Raw genomic sequence first — 21,285 nt, forward strand, 5'->3', positions numbered from 1 at the left:
GCCAGACGGGGTTTTTGGGGAAAGCACTTGGTTTTTCCCAGGGGCGGTAGGGGCGGGGCAGCACCGCAAAGGTTCTCTCGCCGATTCCCGCTGCGCCCTAGCAAAGTGCAGGCCGGGCCATGATTTTGGTCAGGTGCCGGGCGATGCCGGCCGGGCGAAAGGGGGTAAGCTCAAAACAAGCCCTTGTCCAGCTCCAGGCGCACCTCCTCCAAATCCAGCTCGTTCCCGAGCTTGCGCAGCACTTCCTCGCTGGTGCGCTCTTTTTGCTGTAGTTCCTGCAGCACGCCGCGCTCGAATCTAATTAGCTCTTCCTGAAGTAATTGTGACTTGGTAAAGGGCTTTTCGCGCAGGTCGTAGGCGTGGCGGCCTTTGAGGGCGGTTGTCCAGCTGCGCAGCAGGCCCAGGCGCAGGCCGTAGCTGGCTTTCATGCGTTGCAGCACCTCGGCGGGCACCCAGTTGGCCGTGGCGGGGCGGTCCAGGTACGCCAGGATGCGCAGCGCCAGCTGCGTGCGCACGTGCACTTCTTCGCGCCCGGCCTGGGGGTTGGGCCGGATGCCCAGCCAGCGAATAAGCGGCCCCAGGCTGAGGCCCTGCACCACCAGCGTGCAAAAAATGACCACGAAGGTGATGAGCAGAATCACGTCGCGGTGCGGAAACGGCCGGCCGGGGGCCAGGCTGAGGGGCAGGGCCAGCGCGGCGGCCAGCGAGAGCACGCCGCGCATGCCGGTCCAGGCCACCACGCTCACCAGGGCCAGCGGCGGCACGGGCTCGGCGGCCTGAATGTCGGCGCTCAGCCAGCGGGGCGCGTAGGCGCTGGGGTACCACCACAGCAGCCGGGCCACCACCACGGCCAGGCTGATGAGCAGCCCATAGCCCAGCACCGCCCACAGCAAGCTGGGCGCAATGCCGTGCAAGAGCGCGGGCAGCTCCAGGCCCATCAGCATAAATACCAGGCAGTTGAGCATAAACACGGTAGCGCCCCACACGGCCTCGCTGCGCAGCCGGGCCTGGGGCCCCAGCGTAACCTGCCGCCCCAGAAACAACCCCACCGTGACCACCGCCAGCACCGCTGACACGTGCAGCTCCTCGGCCGCGAGGTAGGCGAGGTAGGGCGTCAAAAACGTGAGGCTGGTGCCCACCACGGGGCTGCTGGTGAGGCGGTGCACGTGCAGCACGAGCCAGCCCACGGCCAGGCCCACGCCCACGCCGGCGGCCGCCGCCCACACCAGCTGCAGGCTGGCCTGCCACAGCACGAAGTGGCCCGTGGCCACGGCGGCCACGGCGCAGCGGTAGGCAATGAGCCCGGTCGCGTCGTTGACCAGGCTTTCGCCCTCGATAATGGCCGTGACGCGGCGCGGCAGCCCCAGCCCCTGCGTGATGGCGGCGGCCGCCACGGCATCGGGCGGCGACACGATGGCCCCGAGCAAAAACGCCGCCGGCCAGCCGAAGCCCGGCAGCAGGTAGTGCGCTACCCCGGCCACCAGCCCGGTCGTAAACAGCACGCAGCCCAGCGCCAGCAGCCCAATGGGCCGCCGGGCCGCCTTAAAGTCGGGCCACGACGTGCTCCCGGCGGCCGCGTACAGCAGCGGCGGCAGAAACAGCAGAAACACCAAATCGGGCGCCAGCTCGACCCGGGGCCCGCCCGGCAGCAGCCCCAGCCCCGTGCCCACCAGCATCAGCAAGATGGGGTAGGGCAGCCGGCTGCGCTCGGCCAGCTCGGCCACGGCCGTGGCCACGGCCAGCAGGGCAATCAGAAGTTCGAGGTTGTGCATGGGGGCCGCCCTCCCGGCGGTTGGCTTAAAGCAAAGTGGGGCAAGCCGGCGCCGCCGCGGCGCGCTGCTGGGGTGCCGCCGTCACAATCCGCACCCTTATCATAACCGGCCGCATGAGTTTAATCAACTGAAAACGTGATTTTTGACAGCGCCCACGGGGGCTTGCCAGCGTTACTTGGGGTAGCCGGGCGGAGGCCGCCTTCCGCTCGGCTACCCACGCTAAAACCCCTGCGCCATGCCCTTTATTTCGTTTAGCAATGAGCCGCACTCGCCCCGCCTCAACGTGGCCCACCTCGTGAGCCTGGAGCTGCTGACCGGGGCCGGCCCCCTGCCGGCCGTTCGCATTCGCGCCTCACGGCCCGAAGCCGATTTAACGATTGAGTTTGCCACCCTGGCGGAGGCGCAGGCCCTCATTGCGGCCATTGTGGCGTACAGCGCCCAGGGCGCGGCGGCGGCCCCCGAGCTGCTGGCCCCGGCCGGGGCGAAGCCCAGGCTACTCGCCTTCGCCCACTTCGAAGCCGACGAGCCCTACGAGCCGGGAGAGGCCAGCTAGCCAGCCACGCCCGCCTAGTTGGTGGGCAGCACCAGCACCGGCACCGGGCTGTGGCGCAGCACCTGCGCCGTAACGCTGCGGTGAAACAGCCCCCCCAGAAACGAGTGGGGCCGGGCCAGCAGCACCAGCAGCTGGGCTTGCAGCTCGCTGGCCATCAGCAAAATGCCATCGGCCGGTGATGCGTCGCGCACCTCGTGCAGGCTGCGGCTGGTGAGGGGCCCAAACAGCCGCGTGCGGCGCACCGACTCCAGGGCCACGTTGCCCCGGGAGGGGCCGTGCGTCTGGGTGGCCACGTGCACCACCGAGGTAGTGGGCCGCAAGGCCAGCAGCAGGCTGCCCAGCGCCAGGGAAGGCGGCGTGAGCCAGAACGACTGGCCATCGGCGGCCACCAGCACGCGGCGCGGCAGCTCGGTTTCGGGGCAGCCCTCGGGCACCACCAGCAGCGGGTGGCGCACGCTGCGCAAAATCGACACCGTGCGGTGCGGAATGAGCCGGCCCAGCAGCGAGTGCGGCTGCTCGCGGCCCAGCGCCAGCAGCAGCGGCTGGTGGCGCTGCACGGCCCCGCGCACGGCCGCGTCCAGGGTATCGAGCGAGAGCTCGGCGTCGGCGGTGAGGGGCAGCTTTTCGGCTTGCTGGCACAGGTTGGCGCGCAGCTGCCGGCGGGCGGCCAGCTGGGTAGTGGTGGTGGCCAGCACCGTTTCGGGCTCAATTAAGGCACTGACGTTCAGGAAGACGTGCAGCAGCACCAGGCGGCCGTCCAGGCACGCGGCCAGGCGGGTGGTGTAGGTGAGCGCCGCATCGGCCGCCCCCGACAAATCGGTGAGCACTACAAAGGCTGGTTTCATACTAAAGAGCGGCCGCCACCAGCAGCAACAACCGCCCGCACCGGGCCGCAGGCAGCCCGCAGCCGTAAAAGTCGGCCCTACTGCCCGCCGCCGCAATGATGAATGAACCCCCATTGTCTGATTTATTGCGCAACCGCTTGTGGCGCAAAGCAGGCCGCGGGGGAGTGACCGGGCGCGCTGGTCCGCGCCCCCTACCAGGGCGTATGCCGCAGCTTGTCGGGCTCCAGCAGCCGGATGGTCCTGGCCGTCAGCTCCAGTAAGCCCGCCTGCTTGAACTCCCGAATGGCGCGAATGAGCGACTCCGGCGCGGTGCCTACCAGGGCGGCCATGTCTTCGCGCGCCAGCTCAATAGCCGTGGCCGCAGTGCCGCCCGCCTGCGCGTGCAGGCGCAGCAGCGCATCGGCCACGCGCCGCCGCACCGAGTGGTAGGCCATGTCGAGCAGCTGCTGCTCGCGCTCGCTCACCCGCCCCGCCAGCAGGCGCATAAACTGCGGGCCCACCTCGGCATGGTGCAGCAGCTGGGTGAAGTCTTCGGCTGAGATGTAGATGAGCTCCGAGTCGTCGATGGCCACGGCCGAGTCGCGGTGGGGCGTGTGCTCGAGCAGGGGCAGGTAGCCCAGAAACTCGCCGGGCCCGTAGAGGCCGGTAATCAGCTCCTTACCTTCGGTGTCGGTTTTCAGCGTTTTGAGGCGGCCGGCCTGCACAAAGTAGGCCCGCGTGGCCTCGTCGCCTTCGAGATACACATCCTGGCGGCGGCGCACGGCGTGGGCCTTGCGGTGGCCGGCGAGGTGGTCGAGGCGGGCGGTGGCGCGGGCATCCTCCACAAACTCGCCCAGCCCACCGGGGGCCGCCAGGTCGTGGCCGGCCTGCAAGTGGCGGAAGCGGTCGAGCCGGCCCGCAATGGCCCCCAGCAGCTCGTCGTCGGCCAGGGGCGGCGCGAGGTAGTCGTCGGCCCCCAGCGCCATGGCCCGGCGCTGGCCGGCGTGGTCAGGCCCGCTGGCCAGCAGCAGAAAAGGCACGCCCGCCAGGCGCGGGTGCTGGGTAAAATGCGCCAGCACGGCGTAGCCATCGAGCCCCGGCAGCCCGGGCAGCCCCACGGCGCACAGTACCAAATCGGGGAGGTGGGCCAGCGCCAGGGCCAAGCCGGCCGGGCCGGTGGGCGCGGTGTGCACGCCGTAGCCGGCCAGCTCCAGCAGGGCGGCCAGGCGCTCCCGGTCAGCCGGGTCATCGGCCAGCAGTAGAATCGTTTTCATAGGAAGGCCGCGTGAAAACGGCCGGGCTGCCGAGCAGCCTGGCTGAACGTAAGCGGCGGTAGGAGAGATAGTCAATATCGGCCTAATAAGCTGATAATAAATTTTTTATCTCGCTGAGATAAATCATAGGAATAACCGCTGCCCCGCGCTACCGGCCTGACAATAGTCAGCCCGCCGGGCTGACTACGCTCATGGTGCCCGCCCCGCCTGGCCCGCACCTTTGCCAGCGCCCGCCCCCGCCAACTGCTGAGGTGGGTTTACCTAATTCCCTTCCCGCCATGACCCGCAGACACTTTTGGCCGGCCGTTGGGGGCGTGCTGCTCACTACCGGCGGCCTCGCCTACCTGGCCACCGACCCGCCCCAAACCACCCGACCCCCGGCGCCGCCCGCCGGCCCGGTGACCTTGCTGCCCGACGAACGCGAAATTCTGCGCCTGGCCGCGCTGGCCCCCAGCGGCCACAACACCCAGCCCTGGCGCGTGACGCGCCAGGGGCCCTTCCGGTGGACCATCGGCTGCGACCGCACCCGCTGGCTGGCGGCCGTGGACCCCACCCAGCGCGAAACCATCCTCTCCATGGGGGCCTTCCTGCAAAACCTGGAATCCGCCGCCAACCACCTCGGCTACGCTTGCCGCTGGCAGCTGCTGGCCAACACCAACCAGGCCGCCGACCTGATGGACGTAACCCTGACCAAGACCGCCGGCCTCCCCGCCGCCGACATCACCGGCCTGCTGCGCCGCCGCACCGTGCGCACCGGCTTCCGCAGCGAGCCGCTGGCCCCGGCCGACGTGCGCGCCCTGACGGCGGGGGAGCCCGGCTACCACTTCTTCCGCCGCGACTCGCCCCAGGGCCAGTGGCTGGACGCCCAGACCCTGGCCGCCAACCGCCAGCAAACCTACCGCGACGCGGCCGAGCAGGAGCTGAGCCGCTGGGTGCGGTTTTCGGACCAGGAGGCCGCCCGGCACCGCGACGGCCTCACGCCCGCCAGCATGGAAATTGGCGGCGTGGCCGGGTGGTGGGTGCGGCACTTTTACACCCCGGCCACGGTGATGAAGGCGAGCTTTCGGGAAGCCGGGCTGGCAAACGTGGCCGAGCAGGTGGGCCAGTCGGGCGGCTGGCTGGTGCTCACCAGCGCCGACCGCGCCACCCTCACGCTGCTCGACACCGGCCGGCGGGTGCAGCGCCTGTGGGTGCAGGTGCGGGGCCACGGCATCGCCCTGCACCCCATGACGCAGATTCTGGAGGAAGCCCCCTTCGCCCAGCAGGTAAACGGGGCCCTGGGCCTGGCCGCGCCCGTGCAGTTCCTGCTGCGCTGCGGCTACGTGGATGCCTACCCCGAGCCCGTGGCCGAGCGCCGCCCGGTGGACTGGTTCGTGCAAAACGGCGGGGTGGCGGAGGATGTGGCGCAGGCCGGGGCCCTGCCGCTTGAAAACCGGCGGGCTTAGCGCGGTTTCCAAGCAGACGCGCTTAGTTAAAAGTTAAAAAAACCGAGGGTTAAAATGCTTTTAAACTGCATTTTAACCCTCGGTTTTTTTAACTTTTAACTCTTTTAAAGCGGTTTTCAGGTTCGTGTACGGTCCGGTCCGCCGGCCTTTTCAGCCGGCCGACCGGTTGACCAACCGCCACTTATTTTCCGTAGCGACAATCGGTCGGCCGGCTGAAAAAGCCGGCGGACCGGCAGCAGCCAAACCGTACATCGACCTGAGAACTGCTCTAAAATACGTGCATCGGTGTGAAATGCGCTCTAAAACGGCCGCAGCTGGTCGTAGGCCAGCGCGCGCACGGTGAAGCGGGCGTAGGGCTGCAACTGCCCGTCCACCACCCAGCTGGCCTCCAGCGCGGTGGGGATGCGCACGCCGTGCCGCTCCTGGTAGTGGGCGCAGCGCACCACCCACGGCAGTAAAGTATCCTCGCCGAAGTAGCGCTGCGTTTCGCACTGCACCAGCTCGTCGGCCTCGTTGAAGCGCACGAGGTAGGCCAGCTCCTCGCCCCGGTAGGTGAACAGCAGGCGGGCCGAATGCGCATCCACCGCCTGCCAGCGGAGCCACTGGCTGGGCAGCAGGGCGGTGGGCAGCAGGATGCTTTCGCTCAGCCAGCGCAGCAGCTCGCCCTGGTCGTAGTGCGGGCCGTGGCCCCGCACGATGGCCAGGGCCCCCAGCAGGCGCACTGTGAGGGCCCCCCGGCCGGCCACGTACTCGTCGCGGGCCGTGAACCAGCGCGTGGTGCCCTGCCAGATGAAGCCCGGCGGGTCGGCCGTCACGTACTGCTCGCCCGTGATGTTCATCCAGTCTTTCTTCAAATCGGTTTTGAACTGGCCGGCGTGGCGCCAGCGCAGGCCGCGCAGGTAGGGCTGGCCCGCGCGCAGCACGTGGCGGAAGTAGCGCTGCACCGGCGCGGGCAGCCCGTCCAGCTGCGCCACCCGGAAAACCTGGGGCGAAACATCGGTGGCCCGCGCGAACAGCTGCTCCACGTCGCGGCGCAGCTGGCGGGCGGCCCGGGCGCGGCCCAGTAGGGCCCCCAGCGCGGGCAAGGCCAGGGCGGCGGCCGCCAGTTGCCAGGCAAGTTTCTGGTTCATAGTAAAGGTGGTTGAGGGTAATAAAAGGGCTTTTGCGCGGCGGCTGCGTCCTGGCCAGGGGCCCCACGAAGCACCAAGCCGGAACAGTAAGCCCGTTTTCAAATGGCTAACAACCCATTAAGTAGTTATCAGCAAATGGTTGTTCACGTCGCAGGCCCCGCAGGCGTAGGCCTCGCTGGCGGCCAGATGGCGGAGTAGCCACGAGTCTACGGTGCCGCTGAGCGTGACGCGGCCGGCTTGTACGTGCAGGGCAATCGGCTGGTCGTGGAGCAGCGCCGACCATTGATAGTGTTGGTGCAGGCGCTTTTTTAGCTGATTATCGGCCTTCTCGCGGGCGGGGCGCGCGAGCGTGCCGGGCATCGCCTCGCCCGTGCCGGGGGCTGCCTGGGCACTGGGGGCCCCCGCCAAGTGCACGTGGTTCAGCACCTCTACTACGCCGCTGATGCCGGCGGCTACGTCGGCCGCCCGCTCCCGGTCGAAGTGGGTGGCGGCCCCGCCCGATAGCTGCACCCGCCCGTTGCCAACCCGCACGCTAATGGGCTGCCGACACACGTACAAGTCGTGTTGCAGGGCGGCCAGCACCTGGGCCTGGATGGCGGCGTCGGGCGCGGGGTGGGGGCTGCGCACCTTCAGCAAGTTGTGGACCTCCCAGGCGCCCAGCACGTTGCGGGCATCCTCCTCGGCGGCCTGCCGGGCGCGCAGGTTGCTGAGCGTGCCCAGCAGCGTCACCACTCCGGCGCGCACCTGCACGGTGGGGGGCAGGGGGTCGAGGCGCGGGTCGGCGCGCAGGGCATCGCGGATGGCCTGGGCCACGTCGGCATCGGCTTTGGGGGCGAGCCGCTGGCGGCGCAGGGCGGGGTCCTGGGCCCAGTAGGCCACCCGCAAGGCGCTGGCCTCTACGCGGCTGGCCCCGGCCACGTAGGCCGTGGCCACGGCCTGGTCGTGCGCGGCCGCCGAGCCCACGGTGCCCGTAAAGTACACCACCCCGTCGGTGGTCCGCACGTCCACCCACGCGCTTTGCACCCGGATGTCCCAGGCCAGAAACGCCTGGATTTGGGCCGTAATTTCCGCATCGGAGTTGGTGAGCCGGCCGCCGCGCACCACCAGGTGGCTGTGCAGCTGGCGCAGGCCGGGCACCCCCAGCAGCACCTGGCGCACCAGCTGCGCCTCGGCCCACGACTGCACGGTGCCCTCCACGGTCAGGGCCCCGTTGCTGGCCCGGCAGTCCACGGCGTAGCCGCCCACGGCCGGGTCCTGGGCCAGGGCCTGCCGCACGCGGCGCAGCAGCTCGCCGTCGGGCACGTCGGGGGTGCGCACCGCTAGCTCGTTCACCACGCCGCGCACGCCGCGCACGGCCTTGGCCAGGTCGGCGGCCCGCTCCCGCGCCAGCAGGCTGTCGGTGAAGCCGGTCAGTTCCACGATGCCTTCGCGGCAGGCGGTGGTGATGCGGGCCGCGGCCACGCCCAGCGGCTGGTCAAACAGCCGCGCCACCGCCGTGAGAATGTCGGCATCGGCCAGGCACGCTTCTTCGGTGGGCAGGGCTAGGGGCAGGTACATGGCAGGGGAGGAGAAAAGCGGGGGCATTGGCCGCCCGCGGGGAGGACGGCCGCAAAGCTCCGCGCCAGTGCTTTTGGGGGCGCTGATAAGTGTCAGCCGGGGCCCTGATTTATGTCATGTTCGCCCGCGGCCCGGCGCGGCCACCTTTACGGCACGCCTTGCCGCCTTTTCGACGGGCTGCCAAGGCGCTGTTTACAAGCTAGTTGCTCATTAGTACTTCCCGCCCGCTCATGAAGCCTGCCCCCGCTTTCCTCCACGACCTGCACGTTTCCCAAATCTTCCTGGCCGGCCTCGTGCCGCACCCGCACCCCGGCACCAGCGTGGTTTTGCCGGCCCGCTCGCCCAAATCGGTGGTGAAAGCGCTGCACCACGTGGCCGACTACCTGCGCAAGGAGCAGAAGGCCGCCCGCAAAGCCGCCCAGCCCCCGGTCAAAGCCGCCAGCCGCGCGCTGGCCGCCGAGCTTACGGCCACGCTGCAAGCCTACCTGGCCCCCGCCCCCGGCACCGCCGGCAAGCTGCCCAAAGCCCTGGCCAAACCGCTGGCCCGGCTGGCCACCAAGCTGGTGAAGCAGCGCCGCAAGCAGGTCGAAAAGGCGTACAAAAAGGCCCTCAAGCACCCCCTGGATGCCACTGCCCCGGCGGCCCCGGCCAAGCCCGCGCTGCGCCTGCCGCTGGCCGCGGGCCGGGCCGCGCCCCGCAAGCGGCCGGCGGCCAAAACCGTTTCCCCGCTGCCGGCCCCCGGCGCCGACCACGTGGCGCGCCCGCCCGCCAATTAGCCCCCGCCGCCTTTTCGCTGCCCCATGTTCAACGGCCCCCTTTTTACTGAATTCCGGGCCATGGCGGGCTTTGCCGGCCGGTTCCTCCGCGAGGGGTTCCGGCCGCGCTACGAGTGGCTGGAGCTGGCGAACCAATGCTACGCCATTGGGTACCAGTCGCTGCCGCTGGTGGGCATCACCAGCTTCATCATGGGCCTGGTGCTCACGCTGCGGCTGCGGCCCACCATGGTGCAGTTCGGGGCCACGTCCTGGATTCCGGTCATGGTCGGGCTCACCATCATCCAGGAGCTGGGCCCCATCATCACGGGGCTGATGGTGGCCGGCAAGGTCGGCTCCAGCATCGGGGCCGAGCTGGGCTCGATGCGCGTGAGCGAGCAGATCGACGCCATGGAAGTATCGGGCACCAACCCGTTCAAGTACCTGGTGGTCACGCGCATTCTGGCGGCCACGCTCATGGTGCCCATCCTCACGCTGCTGGCCGATGCCATTGGCCTGGGGGCCTGCTACCTGGGCATCAACCTGCAGGGCGTGACCTCGGTGGCGCTGTTTACCAACAACATTCTGGGCCGCCTCACCTTCGGCGAAGTGCTGCCGGCGGTGGGGAAAACCTTCTTTTTTGGCTTCGCCATCGGCCTGATTGGCTGCTACAAAGGCTACAACGCCGACAACGGAACCGAGGGCGTGGGCGCGGCCGCCAACTCGGCCGTGGTGCTCGCCTCGCTGATGATTTTCCTGCTCGACCTGGTGGCGGTCGGCGTCAGCACCGCGTTTGGCTTTATCTAACCCGCTGCCCATGTCGCCCGCCCTCCCGCCCGCTCCGGCCGCCGCGCTTCCTGCCCCCGCCCCGGGGGCCGAAGTGGTGCTGACGGTGGACAACATCAGCAAGTCGTTCGGCGACAACCACGTGCTGAAAGACTTTTCGCTGACGCTGCACCGGGGCGAAAACGTGGTGGTGCTGGGCAAGTCGGGCTCGGGCAAGTCGGTGCTTATCAAGTGCATCATCGGCCTGCTCACGCCCGATGCCGGCACCATCGCGGTGCTGGGCCAGCCCGTGGCCACCCTCGGCCACGCCGCCCTCGACCAGCTGCGGGCCAAGGTGGGCTTCCTCTTCCAAAGCAACGCCCTCTACGACTCGATGACGGTGCGCGAAAACCTGCTGTTTCCGCTGCGCCGGCACTGGCTGGCCGACCATAAAGGCCAGGAGGACAAGCTCGTGCACGAGGCCCTTGACGACGTGGGCCTGCCCCAAACCATCGACCAGTTGCCCGCCGAGCTGTCGGGCGGCCAGCGCAAGCGCATCGCGCTGGCCCGCACCCTCATCGTACCCCCCGAAATCATTCTCTACGACGAGCCCACCACCGGCCTTGACCCCGTCACGGCCCGCGAAATCGACCAGCTCATCCGCCACGTGCAGCAGAAATACCACGCCTCGGCCCTCATCATCTCGCACGACATGAACTGCGTGCGCCTCACCTCCGACCGCGTCATCCTGCTGGCCGAGGGCCGCAGCTACGCCGAAGGCACCTACGCCGAGCTGCTGGCCAGCACCGACCCCATCGTCCACGCCTTTTTTGAATGAGTTGGGTCAGCCAAACTCATAATTCATAACCCATAACCAAAAACATGCCCACTGCCAGTCGTCACATCCGCCTCGTCCTGTTCGTGCTGGCGGGCCTGGCGTGCCTGGCCGCCACGCTGGTGCTGCTCGGGCAGCGGCAAAACCTGTTCGGCGCTTCGCTGACGGTGCGGGCCGATTTTCGCAACGTGTCGGGCCTGCTCACCGGCAACAACGTGCGCCTGGCGGGCATCACCGTGGGCACGGTGAAGGAGATTAGCATCTTGAATGACAGCACGGTGCGCGTGGTGATGCACCTCAACCGCGACGTGCAGCCCCACGTGCGCAAAAACGCCGTGGCCTCGGTGGGCACCGACGGCCTGGTGGGCAACACCATCGTGAACCTGACCGCCGTGGCCGCGCCCGCCCCGCTCATTGCCGACGGCGACGTGCTGCGCACCACCACCCCGCTGGCCATCGACGAGATGCTCCAAACCCTCAGCGTATCGAACAAAAACCTGGTCGGCATCACCCAGGACTTGCACCAGATTACGGGCAAGCTCAACGGCAGCCGGGCGCTTTGGGAGCTGCTCGGCGACCAGCACGTAGCGGCCAACGTGCGCCAGAGCCTGCGCCACCTGGCCGGCGCCACCGCCACGCTCCAGACTTCCGCCACCGATATCAGCCAGCTCACGCGCGGCATCCGCCAGGGGCGCGGCCCGGCGGGCTACCTGCTGACGGACAAAGACTTTGCGGGCCAGATGCGCCACGCCACCCGCCAGCTGGCCCGCAGCACCGACACCCTGGCCGGCACCCTGGGCAGCCTCCAGCGGCAGGTGCAAACCGGCGCCGGCCCCCTGCACACGCTGCTCACCGACACGGCCATGAGCGGGCAGCTGCGCCAAACCCTCGGCCACGTGGAGCAGGGCACGGCCGGCTTCAACCAAAACATGGAGGCCCTAAAACACAACTTTCTGCTGCGCGGCTACTTCCGCAAGCAGGCCAAGAAGAAGGCCCAGGCCGCCGGGCAGTAACCACGGCAAGGAACCCGAGATGAAAACCGGCGGTGGACGGGTGCGGCGGCTCGGGCAGGGCGTTCCAGGACGGGGTTGTGCACTTCCTTTGCAAACAGGCCAATCAAAACCAGGGGCAGGGGTTGGACCTGCTAACCGGCCAGCCGTGCCCCAACAGCCAGGGCCCCGGCTGGTTTCGGCCGGAGCCCTGCATTACCGCGCCAATTTCAACACCCTGTCCGCGTTCCCGTAAGCCAATTTTTCCAAATCCGCCGGGGCCATTTGCAGGCCATTGAGGAAGGCTTTGCCGGGCGCGTTGGGCGCGAACGGGTAGTCGATGGAAAACAGGACGCGGTCGAGGCCGAAGGTGGCCAGGGCGGCCTCCAGCGGCGGCCGGGTGAAGATGCCGCTGGTGGTGATGTGCACTTGGTCGCGCAGGGTTTGGGACACGGTGCGCGGCAGCTGGGTGACTTTAGGGGCCAGGATTTGGTCGCAGCGGGCCATCATCACGGGCAGCATCTCGCCCATGTGGCCGATGATGAGTTGCAGGCGCGGGTAGCGCTCCAGCGCGCCGGCGAGCACGAGGCGGAGCACGTGGATGGCCGTTTCGGCGTGCCAGCCGAAGCCGGCGATGCCCAGGTTGAAGCCCAGCTCGTGGGGCAGATTACTGTAGTAGGCGTCGCGCACCGGGGCGGGCGGAATGCCGGGGTGCAGGTACAGCGGCACGCCCAGGGCCTCGGCCCGGGCCAGCAGCGGCGCAAACCGCGGGTCGTCGAGGAACAGGCCGTTGGTGGTGCCGTTGACGAGGGCCCCCACGAAGCCGAGGGTTTCCACGGCGCGGGCCAGCTCGTCGGCCGCGGCTTTGGGGTGGGTGAGGGGCAGGTGGGCGAAGCCGGCAAAGCGGTCGGGGTGCGCGGCAATGGCCTGCGCCAGGCGGTCGTTGTATTCGCGGGCAAAGGCGGGCGCCTCGGCGGGGGGCAGCAGCTCGGCCCCGGGGCCCGCCACGGACAGCACCTGCACCGTCACGCCGGCTTCGTCCATCAGCCGCAGCCGCTCGGGCCCAATTTCGGCCAGCTGCGCCGCGTGCTGCTGCTGCGGCGAGTTGGGCGCATCGGCCGGCGGCCAGCCCGCCTGCGCCCGCGCAGCGGGGCTGAGGCGGGCCACCATGTCGGGAAAAGAAAAATGTTCTTCGAGGGCAACGACGCGCATGGCCAGGAGCAGTTGGTGGATGCAAGGGTTCGTCGGTACAACGTAGGGGCCCGGCGGTGGGTTGAACAAAAAAAGCACGGCTGGAGCAGCCGTGCTTTTGTGTTTGCATTGCCCTCACCAATTCCTCACCGCACGCCCAGCCGGTTCCGCCGCCACCCCGAGGCGGCCGGGGCCCCCGCGGCATCGGCGGCGGCCGGGGTTTGGGGCTGCTTGGTTTCCATCAGCATGGCCACCAGGGCGGCCGCTACCTGGGCGGTGGCCTCGTCGGGGGCGGGCGGGGCGAGGGCCCCGGGGGGAAAATGGTCGCGGATGAAGTTGGTGTCGAACTGCCCGCTCACGAAGGCGGGGTGGCGCAGCACGTAGGCCCCGAAGGCCAGCGTGGTTTCGATGCCCGTAATCTGGTACTCTTCGATGGCCCGCAGCATGCGGGCGATGGCCTCGGCGCGGTCGGCCCCGAAGGTCACCAGCTTGGCAATCATCGGGTCGTAGTAAATCGGGATGTCCATGCCCTGCTCGAAGCCGTCGTCCACGCGCACGCCGGGGCCCTGGGGGCGCACGTAGGTGGTGAGGGTGCCGATGTCGGGCAGGAAGTTGTTCTGCGGGTCTTCGGCGTACACGCGCAGCTCCAGGGCGTGGCCCTGGATGGTCAAATCTTCCTGGCGGAAGGGCAGGGGCTGGCCCTCGGCGATGCGGATTTGCTCCTTCACCAGGTCGAGGCCCGTGATTTGCTCCGTCACGGGGTGCTCCACCTGCAGGCGCGTGTTCATCTCCAGGAAGTAAAACTTGTGGTTTTCGTCGAGCAGAAACTCCACCGTGCCGGCCCCGGTGTAGTTACAGGCGCGGGCCACGTCCACGGCCGCGCGGCCCATTTCGGCGCGCAGCGCGGGTGTGAGCACCGACGACGGCGCCTCCTCAATCACCTTCTGGTGGCGGCGCTGGATGCTGCACTCGCGCTCGAACAGGTGCACGATGTGGCCGTGCTCGTCGCCGAGCACCTGGATTTCGATGTGGCGCGGCGAGCCGATGTACTTCTCAATGAACACCGACCCGTCGCCGAACGCCGACGTGGCTTCCGACACGGCCAGCTGCATCTGCTCCACGAATTCGTCGGCGCTGTTCACGATGCGCATGCCCTTACCGCCGCCGCCGGCCGAGGCCTTGATCAGAATCGGGAAGCCCACCTGCGCGGCAATGGCCTGGGCGGCGGGCACGTCGGTGATGGCCTCCTCGGTGCCCGGCACCAGCGGAATATCGAAGTCGGCCACGGCGGCCTTGGCGGCCAGCTTGCTGCCCATCAGCTCCATGGCCTCGGGCGAGGGCCCCACGAAGAGGAGGCCGGCGGCGCGCACGGCCCGGGCAAAGCCGGCGTTTTCCGAGAGGAAGCCATAGCCGGGGTGGATGGCGTCGACGCCTAAATCCTTACATATTTCAATGATTTTGTCGCCCCGCAGGTAGCTGTCTTTCGAGGGCGGGGGGCCCACGCACACGGCCTCGTCGGCGTAGCGCACGTGCAGGGCGTGGCGGTCGGCCTCGGAGTAGATGGCGACCGTCCGGAGGCCCATTTCCTTGGCCGAGCGCAGCACGCGCAGGGCAATTTCGCCCCGATTGGCGACGAGCAGCTTGGTGATTTTTTTCATGCGGCGGGTGGGATGACGGGCAATGTGGCGCAAAGAAAGTTGGAAACCGCCCGGCCCCCGCAAACCTCGCCGGGGTGGGCGGGTTATTACGCCCAAATTATGCACAACCGCGCCCCGGGGTTATCTTTGTAATTGCCCTTTATTATGCAAGCCGCATTCTTTGCGCCCGCCCCGGGCTTTTCTTACGTTACCTCTCATTTCACCAGCCCGTTTTTCAGTGGATATTTTTGACCGCATCGCCGCCAACCGGGGCCCGCTGGGCTCGCACTCGCACTACGCCCACGGCTACTTCACGTTTCCCAAGCTGGAAGGCGAAATTCAGCCCCGGATGCAGTTTCGCGGCAAAGAAGTGCTCACCTGGAGCCTGAACAACTACCTCGGCCTGGCCAACCACCCCGAGGTGCGGCAGGCCGACATCGACGGGGCCACCGCCTACGGCATGGCCTACCCGATGGGGGCCCGCATCATGAGCGGCAACTCCAACCGGCACGAGCAGCTCGAAAACGAGCTGGCCGACTTCGTGCAGAAGCCCGCCGCCCTGCTGCTCAACTTCGGCTACCAGGGCGTGGTGAGCATCATCGACGCGCTGGTGAGCCGCCACGACGCCATTGTCTACGACGCCGAGTCGCACGCCTGCATCATCGACGGCGTGCGCCTGCACCAGGGCAAGCGGTTCGTGTTCAACCACAACGACCTGGCCAGCCTCGAAAAGCAGCTCGAGCGCGCCAAGCGCCTGACCGACGAAACCGGCGGGGCCATCCTGGTCATTACCGAGGGCATGTTCGGCATGTCGGGCAACCTGGGCAAGCTGCCCGAAATCGTGGCCCTGAAGGCCAAATTTGACTTCCGCCTCTTCGTTGACGACGCCCACGGCTTCGGCACGCTGGGGCCCACCGGGGCCGGCACGGCCGAGCATTTGGGCTGCGCCGAGGGCGTGGACCTAATTTTTTACACCTTCGCCAAGAGCATGGCCAGCATCGGCGCGTTCGTGGCGGGGCCCAAAACCGTTATTGAATATTTGCGATACAACATGCGCAGCCAGATTTTCGCCAAATCGCTGCCCATGCCCCTCGTAATCGGGGCCCTGAAGCGTTTGGAGCTGATTCGGACCCACCCCGAGTACCGCGAAAAGCTCTGGACCATCGTGCGGGCCCTGCAAAGCGGTTTGCGCGAAAAAGGCTTCAACATCGGCACCACCCAGTCGCCGGTGACGCCGGTGTTCTTAAACGGCGAAATTCCCGACGCCACGGCCCTAACCTTCGATTTACGCGAGAATCACGGCATTTTCTGCTCCATCGTGGTGTACCCGGTGGTGCCCAAGGGCGTGATTATGCTGCGCCTCATCCCCACGGCCGTGCACTCGCTGGCCGACGTGGACGCGACCATCACGGCTTTCGAAACCGTGGCCGCCAAGCTCGACAAGGGCCTGTACAGCAAAAGCGCCCAACCGGCCTAAACGGCCCCTGCGGGGCGTTGCGCGCCGGCTGCCCCCAGGGCGGCCGGCGCGCTTTTTTTTGTACTATACCAAGGCAAGGGCCGTGGCGGGGCAGGGCGCAGGCAATGCTATTTCACCCAAAAACTGCCTCTCCGTGCAATGCGGGGCGTTTAGAAAATTTCATAAAAGTTGCTTGCATTTGAAATCCCTGTATATTAGGGCCGGCTAAACGCTTAAAACTGTTTCTTTTTCCCATCCAACCCCCCCAAACTTCCATGAACAATTTTGCCAAACTGAAGGACCTGGTACTCTCGCTGGAAGGCGACTTCGACAAGTTTTACGACAAGCACAACGCTGCCGCCGGCACCCGCGTCCGCAAGGGCATGCAGGAGCTGAAGACGATGGCCCAGACGTTCCGCACCGAAGTGCAGAACATGAAGAACACCGCCGACGCCCCGGCTCCCGCCAAGAAAGCTGCCCCGGCCGCCGCCAAGAAGGCTGCCCCGGCCGCCGCCAAGAAAGCCGCTCCGGCCGCCAAGAAAGCCGCCCCGGCCGCCGCCAAGAAGGCCGCCCCGGCCAAGAAAAAGTAATCTGGGCCACGGGTTCGTGCGGCTTGCGCGAATTCTGTGCACGTGAAAAGGGCCCCGCTGTTCAGCGGGGCCCTTTTTTGTGGCTGGTGTGAAACGGCCCGGCTAGACCAGCTCCACGAGGTAGTAGTTTTTCTTGCCGCGCTGCACCACCAGGTACCTGCCGTGCAGCAGCGGCAGGCCGGCCACGGGGGCATCGGGCGCGGTGGCCTTCTGGCCGTTCAGGGCCAGGCCGTTGGCCTGGATGAGCTTGCGCACTTCGCCGCGGGAAGGCAGGATTTGCTGGCCAGTGGCCTCGCTTAGCAGCACGGCCACGGTGAGGGCCCCGGCGTCGGCGCGGGGCACGCGCAGGTGCGGCACCCCGGCAAACACGTCGAGCAGGGTGGCCTCGTCGAGGGCCCCGAGGTCGCCGCCGCCGAAGAGTACCTGCGACGCGGCCAGGGCGGCGTCGCAGGCGGCCGCCGAATGCACCCGGGTGGTCACGTCCCGGGCCAGGGCCTTTTGCAACGTCTTCAGGCCCGGGTTTTGGGCGTGGGCGGCTTCGAGGTCCTCAATTTCGGCTTGGCTGAGCAGCGTGAACACGCGAATGAGGCGGGGGGCGTCGGCGTCGTCGGCCCGCAGGAAAAACTGGTAGAACTGGTAGGGCGAGGTCAGGGCCGGGTCGAGCCACACGGTGCCGGTTTCCGACTTGCCGTACTTGGTGCCGTCGGCCTTGGTGATGAGCTGGCCCGTGAGGGCGTAGGCCTTGCCCTCGCCGCCGCCGAGGCGCCGAATCAGTTCGGTGCCGGTGGTGATGTTGCCCCACTGGTCGCTGGCCCCCATTTGCAGGGTGCAGCCCAGGGCGCGGTGCAGGTGCACGAAGTCGTAGCCCTGCAAAAGCTGGTAGCTGAACTCGGTGTAGCTGATGCCCTCGGAGCCCCCGCCGCCGGCCTCCTCGCCGCCGCCGATGCGGCGCTTCACCGAATCCTTGGCCATCATGTAGTTCACGGTGAGGTGCTTGCCCACTTCGCGCAGGAACTGCAAAAAGCCGAATTCCTTGAACCAGTCGTAGTTGTTGACCACCCGGGCCCCGGTGGGCGAGTCGTCGAACACCAGGAATTTTTCCAGCTGGGCCCGGATGCCGGCCTGGTTGGTGCGCAGCGTGGCTTCGTCGAGCAGGTTGCGCTCGGCGCTTTTGCCGCTGGGGTCGCCGATCATGCCGGTGGCCCCGCCCACCAGGGCCAGGGGGCGGTGGCCGGCGCGCTGCAGGTGCACCAGCAGCATGATGGTGGCCAGGTTGCCGATGTGCAGCGACGCGGCCGTGGGGTCGAAGCCGATGTAGCCCGTCACGGGCGCGTGCCGGGCCAGGTGCTCGGCGGTGCCGGGCATGGCGTCGTGAAACATGCCGCGCCAGGTCAGTTCGTCAATGAGGTCCAATGGGTGAATGGGAGAATGAGTGAAGGAGTGAATGAGCCGGGGCCCCACTCGGAAAAATACGCGCTGGGAACGCCGCGCCAAAGGTACTAGGCCGCTTTACCTTTGCCTTGGAGTGGCAATAAATGTGGCCGGCGGCCATTCACTCCTTCACCCATTCACTCCTTCACCCATTGACCACCGACGCCGACGCCCTTTTCAAGCAGCTGCGGCAGCGGCAGTTCCAGCCCGTGTACTTTTTGCAGGGCGAGGAGCCGTACTACATCGACGTGGTGGCCGATTTGATCGAGAAAATGGCCCTGCCCGAAGCCGACCGCAGCTTTAACCAGGCCGTGATTTACGGCAAGGACGTGGACGTGGCCGCCGTGCTGGGCCAGGCCAAGCGCTTCCCCATGATGGCCGAGCGCACGGTGGTCATCGTGAAAGAGGCCCAGACCATCGCCGACCTGGAGCAGGAGCGGAGCTGGCCGTTTTTGGAGGCTTACCTCAAAAACCCGCTGGCCAGTACCGTGCTGGTGCTCTGCTACAAGCACAAAACCCTCGACAGCCGCAAGAAGCTCGGCAAGCTGCTGGCCGGCAAAGACGCCCCGGGGACGGTGCTGATGACCAGCAAGAAGCTCTACGACAGCCAGGTGCCGGCCTGGCTCACGGCCCACGTGCGGGGCCTGGGCCAGCAGATTACCGGGCAGGCCACGGCGCTGCTGGCCGAGTACATCGGGGCCGACCTGAGCCGGCTGGCCAACGAAATCGACAAGCTGGTGCTCAACCTCCAGCCCGGCCAGGCCATCGACGAGGCGCTGGTGCAGCGGCTGGTGGGCATCAGCAAGGAGTACAACATCTTTGAGCTGCAAAAGGCCTTGGTGCAGCGCGACGTGCTGAAGGCCAACCGCATCCTGGGCTACTTCGCCGCCAACCCCAAAGCCAACCCGCTCATCCCGAACCTGACGCTGCTCTTCGGCTTTTTCAGCAAGCTGCTGGTGCTGCACCAGGCGGGCCCCCACCCAGCGGATGGCGTGTACAAAAGCCTGGGCATCCTAAACGGCTTCGCCCAAAAGGAGTACCAGCACGCCCTGAAGGCCTACCCCGCGGCGCGGGTCGTGGACCTCATCCACCTCATCCGCCGGGCCGACGCCCAGAGCAAGGGCATCGAAAGCGGCAGCATGGACGAGGGCGAAATTCTGCGCGAGCTGGTCTGGCTGATTCTACATGCCGTGCCGGCCGGGGTGGTGGGGTAGGGTTTTAGCTATGGGAGGTTTGGATATAAACCGTTCCTCTGGCCCAATCAATCCATACGGTGCCGTAAAGCTGTGCCGCGTCTGGTGCGATTAAAAAAACATCCTCTTTGCCCGCCGTGACTGTAGCAAACCAGGCCGGTGCATCCGCGGCAGGTGCGGCTGGTGAAACGTGGGCGGTCTGCTTTTTAGCCAACGAAGGAGAGCGCCTAACCCAGGCGTAAATAGCAGTATCGGACGCCGTGAATGTTAACCAGAAAGTTCTGGAAAAAAGACTTCCAGCGGTATTGATGTGGATGTTTTGCGCCCCTGCCGGAAGTTGGGCCAGCCGTCCATAAGCCAGGGCAGCTTCAACTTTATTCTGTTTTGAACGGCCGAATAGGAACGAGAAAACCGCAATGAGCGCAGCACCTAAAGCGACGAGTAACGTACATTTTCTCATTAGCCATGTTTATTGGAATCAGGATTTTTCGGTCCCTGGTGGCGCTGCCCGGGGCCCTGCCAGCAGCGCCAGCGGGTAGGCAAACATGACCGGCAGGGGCGACGATAATACATCGAGCACCCGGTGGCCGGTGAGGGCGGCCACCGGCAGGCCCGCCCGCTGCCCCAGCCACAGCAGGCCCGCGCCGGCCGCGTAGCCGCCAGCGAAGCCCAGGGCCGCGGCTTTGGTGTAGCGGCCGCCCAGCAGCAGGTGCAGCAGGGCCACGTTCAGCCCCGCGTAGAGCAGGCGGTAGCTGATGGCCACGGGCCAGCCGTGGGTGGTGAGGCCGGGCACGGCCGCCGCGGCCCCGCCGCCGGGGTGCCACAGGCGGCCCAGCGCGGCAAACACCGCTTCGTCGAACAAGCCCAGGCCCAGGAGCAGGGCGATGAGCCCGGCCACCAGCAGGCGGCGGCCCCCGGCCGGGCCCGGGCCCGGGCCCGGCGGGCTAGCCGGGGCCATGCAGGGGCAGGGCCGCCAGCATCGCCGGGGCGGCGGTGCTGCGCCGGGCCCACAGCGCCCAGAGGCCCCCGATGGCCCCGTACACGACGAAGGTGAAGGTGTAGTGGTGGTTGAAATCGACGGTGTGGTACCAGTAGGCGTGGTTGAGGGCCAGCAGGGCCACGCGGGCCACGTTGAGGGCGTAAATGGCGAAAATGCCCAGCGGCACGAACCACAGCTTCTGCCGCCCGCGCCCCGGAAACGCCACCACGAACCCGGCAAACAGCGCGTACATCAGCAGGCCGTTGCACGGGTCGCCCACGGACACCACCGGCTGGCCGTTGAGCAGCACCAGCGTGGGCACCGACGCCCCGGTGCCCGCCGCGAAGCCGGCCAGCCGCAGCACGGTGCCCGCCGCCGCCGCCAGGTTCACCGACAGGGCGTGGTCGAGGCGGCCGTTGGGGCCCACCAGGTCGTCGTAGCCCAGCACCCACGCCGCGTACAGGGCGGCAAATACCAACAGAAAGCGCCAAGCGGGCCGCATCGGCCGCGCGCGGGAGGGTAGCGAAAGCATCATACCAGCAAGGAAAAAAGGTGGAAAAACGAAGGCCCGGCGGCCGCTTCGCCCCGCGGGGTGCAGCGCCCGCCGGGCCCGTAGCAAAGCACTGCGCCTACTTGCGGCGGCGGCGCAGCACGCGCACCCCGTAGGCCACGCCCCCGGCCAGCAGCAGCGACGCGCCCCCGTCGAGCGGCACGGCCGTGGGCGGCGTAGTGGGCGGCGTAGTGGGCGTGGGGCCCCCCGAATCCTGGGCACGGGCCTGGGTGGCGGCCCCGGCCAGCAGGGCCAGGCCCGCGCCGAACACCACGGCGCGGCGCGTAGAAGCAAATATATTTTTCATGGCGGAGAAGCAATAGGTGGGAAAAAGCCGGCCGGAGCCCCGGGCCGCCGTGGCC

The 21,285-nt window shown here is 67.7% G+C and carries 20 protein-coding genes and 1 pseudogene; 9 read left to right on the forward strand and 12 right to left on the reverse strand.

The window, feature by feature from the left end:
- Nucleotides 1-170 precede the first annotated feature (170 nt).
- Nucleotides 171-1,772 (reverse strand): Na+/H+ antiporter, encoded by a 1,602-nt coding sequence (locus HNP98_RS12065; protein WP_173810324.1) that lies wholly within the window; start codon nt 1,770-1,772, stop codon nt 171-173.
- A gap of 235 nt (nt 1,773-2,007) precedes the next feature.
- On the opposite strand from HNP98_RS12065, the gene HNP98_RS12070 reads away from it, so the two are divergent.
- Nucleotides 2,008-2,325: a hypothetical protein gene (locus HNP98_RS12070; RefSeq protein WP_173810325.1), complete on the forward strand. Its 318-nt coding sequence runs from the start codon at nt 2,008-2,010 to the stop codon at nt 2,323-2,325.
- Between the two features lie 14 nt (nt 2,326-2,339).
- Here HNP98_RS12070 and HNP98_RS12075 read toward each other — a convergent pair whose 3' ends face one another.
- Together HNP98_RS12075 and HNP98_RS12080 are read right to left on the reverse strand one after the other, a co-directional pair.
- On the reverse strand, nt 2,340-3,170 hold the full coding sequence (locus tag HNP98_RS12075) for a universal stress protein (RefSeq protein ID WP_173810326.1): 831 nt from the start codon (nt 3,168-3,170) through the stop codon (nt 2,340-2,342).
- Between the two features lie 191 nt (nt 3,171-3,361).
- Nucleotides 3,362-4,423, reverse strand: a complete 1,062-nt coding sequence (locus tag HNP98_RS12080) for a cyclic nucleotide-binding domain-containing protein (RefSeq protein WP_173810327.1) — start codon at nt 4,421-4,423, stop codon at nt 3,362-3,364.
- A 278-nt stretch (nt 4,424-4,701) separates the two neighbouring features.
- On the opposite strand from HNP98_RS12080, the gene HNP98_RS12085 reads away from it, so the two are divergent.
- On the forward strand, nt 4,702-5,868 hold the full coding sequence (locus HNP98_RS12085) for an Acg family FMN-binding oxidoreductase (protein ID WP_173810328.1): 1,167 nt from the start codon (nt 4,702-4,704) through the stop codon (nt 5,866-5,868).
- 299 nt (nt 5,869-6,167) lie between these two features.
- On the opposite strand, the gene HNP98_RS12090 is transcribed toward HNP98_RS12085, so the two are convergent.
- Both HNP98_RS12090 and HNP98_RS12095 read right to left on the reverse strand, forming a co-directional pair.
- Entirely contained in the window at nt 6,168-6,998 is an 831-nt protein-coding gene (locus HNP98_RS12090; protein WP_173810329.1) for a DUF6544 family protein, read from the reverse strand.
- A 117-nt stretch (nt 6,999-7,115) separates the two neighbouring features.
- Entirely contained in the window at nt 7,116-8,555 is a 1,440-nt protein-coding gene (locus HNP98_RS12095) for a BON domain-containing protein (protein WP_173810330.1), read from the reverse strand.
- 230 nt (nt 8,556-8,785) lie between these two features.
- Between HNP98_RS12095 and HNP98_RS12100 the strand changes: the two genes are divergently transcribed.
- Genes HNP98_RS12100 through HNP98_RS12115 form a run of 4 tightly spaced genes read left to right on the forward strand, consistent with a single transcriptional unit; the run spans nt 8,786 to nt 11,920 of the window.
- Entirely contained in the window at nt 8,786-9,331 is a 546-nt protein-coding gene (locus HNP98_RS12100; RefSeq protein ID WP_173810331.1) for a hypothetical protein, read from the forward strand.
- A 60-nt stretch (nt 9,332-9,391) separates the two neighbouring features.
- Nucleotides 9,392-10,114, forward strand: a complete 723-nt coding sequence (locus tag HNP98_RS12105) for an MlaE family ABC transporter permease (RefSeq protein WP_246275102.1) — start codon at nt 9,392-9,394, stop codon at nt 10,112-10,114.
- A 10-nt stretch (nt 10,115-10,124) separates the two neighbouring features.
- Nucleotides 10,125-10,910, forward strand: coding sequence for an ABC transporter ATP-binding protein (locus HNP98_RS12110; RefSeq protein WP_173810333.1), 786 nt, complete (start codon nt 10,125-10,127; stop codon nt 10,908-10,910).
- Between the two features lie 44 nt (nt 10,911-10,954).
- Nucleotides 10,955-11,920 (forward strand): MlaD family protein, encoded by a 966-nt coding sequence (locus HNP98_RS12115; protein ID WP_173810334.1) that lies wholly within the window; start codon nt 10,955-10,957, stop codon nt 11,918-11,920.
- Nucleotides 11,921-12,112: 192 nt separating this feature from the next.
- Here the strand turns inward: HNP98_RS12115 and HNP98_RS12120 are convergent, their stop codons facing one another.
- Together HNP98_RS12120 and accC are read right to left on the reverse strand one after the other, a co-directional pair.
- Entirely contained in the window at nt 12,113-13,108 is a 996-nt protein-coding gene (locus tag HNP98_RS12120; protein WP_173810335.1) for an amidohydrolase family protein, read from the reverse strand.
- Between the two features lie 125 nt (nt 13,109-13,233).
- On the reverse strand, nt 13,234-14,745 hold the full coding sequence (gene accC / locus HNP98_RS12125; RefSeq protein ID WP_173810336.1) for an acetyl-CoA carboxylase biotin carboxylase subunit: 1,512 nt from the start codon (nt 14,743-14,745) through the stop codon (nt 13,234-13,236).
- A gap of 217 nt (nt 14,746-14,962) precedes the next feature.
- On the opposite strand from accC, the gene HNP98_RS12130 reads away from it, so the two are divergent.
- Complete coding sequence (locus tag HNP98_RS12130; RefSeq protein WP_173810337.1) at nt 14,963-16,201, forward strand: aminotransferase class I/II-fold pyridoxal phosphate-dependent enzyme; 1,239 nt, start codon at nt 14,963-14,965, stop codon at nt 16,199-16,201.
- Between the two features lie 254 nt (nt 16,202-16,455).
- Nucleotides 16,456-16,626 (forward strand): annotated as a pseudogene (locus HNP98_RS22345) (histone H1); the annotation flags it as partial.
- Nucleotides 16,627-16,872: 246 nt separating this feature from the next.
- Here HNP98_RS22345 and tyrS read toward each other — a convergent pair.
- On the reverse strand, nt 16,873-18,183 hold the full coding sequence (tyrS, locus tag HNP98_RS12140; protein ID WP_173810339.1) for a tyrosine--tRNA ligase: 1,311 nt from the start codon (nt 18,181-18,183) through the stop codon (nt 16,873-16,875).
- Nucleotides 18,184-18,353: 170 nt separating this feature from the next.
- Here tyrS and holA point away from each other — a divergent pair, with 170 nt between their 5' ends.
- The gene (gene holA, locus HNP98_RS12145) at nt 18,354-19,415 is read left to right on the forward strand and encodes a DNA polymerase III subunit delta (RefSeq protein WP_246275103.1); all 1,062 of its coding nucleotides are present in this window, start codon (nt 18,354-18,356) and stop codon (nt 19,413-19,415) included.
- Between the two features lie 4 nt (nt 19,416-19,419).
- Here holA and HNP98_RS12150 read toward each other — a convergent pair whose 3' ends face one another.
- The 4 genes from HNP98_RS12150 to HNP98_RS12165 form a co-directional block, all read right to left on the reverse strand.
- Nucleotides 19,420-19,854, reverse strand: coding sequence for a hypothetical protein (locus HNP98_RS12150; protein WP_173810341.1), 435 nt, complete (start codon nt 19,852-19,854; stop codon nt 19,420-19,422).
- Nucleotides 19,855-19,872: 18 nt separating this feature from the next.
- Entirely contained in the window at nt 19,873-20,352 is a 480-nt protein-coding gene (locus tag HNP98_RS12155) for an XrtX-associated membrane protein (protein WP_246275104.1), read from the reverse strand.
- On the reverse strand, nt 20,339-20,908 hold the full coding sequence (gene xrtX, locus HNP98_RS12160) for an exosortase X (protein ID WP_173810342.1): 570 nt from the start codon (nt 20,906-20,908) through the stop codon (nt 20,339-20,341). Before xrtX ends, HNP98_RS12155 begins: the two co-directional genes overlap by 14 nt.
- Nucleotides 20,909-21,002: 94 nt before the next feature.
- Nucleotides 21,003-21,230: a PID-CTERM protein-sorting domain-containing protein gene (locus HNP98_RS12165; RefSeq protein ID WP_173810236.1), complete on the reverse strand. Its 228-nt coding sequence runs from the start codon at nt 21,228-21,230 to the stop codon at nt 21,003-21,005.
- Nucleotides 21,231-21,285: the final 55 nt, after the last annotated feature.

It is taken from the genome of Hymenobacter caeli (assembly GCF_013294115.1).
In the GTDB taxonomy this organism is placed as follows: domain Bacteria; phylum Bacteroidota; class Bacteroidia; order Cytophagales; family Hymenobacteraceae; genus Hymenobacter; species Hymenobacter caeli.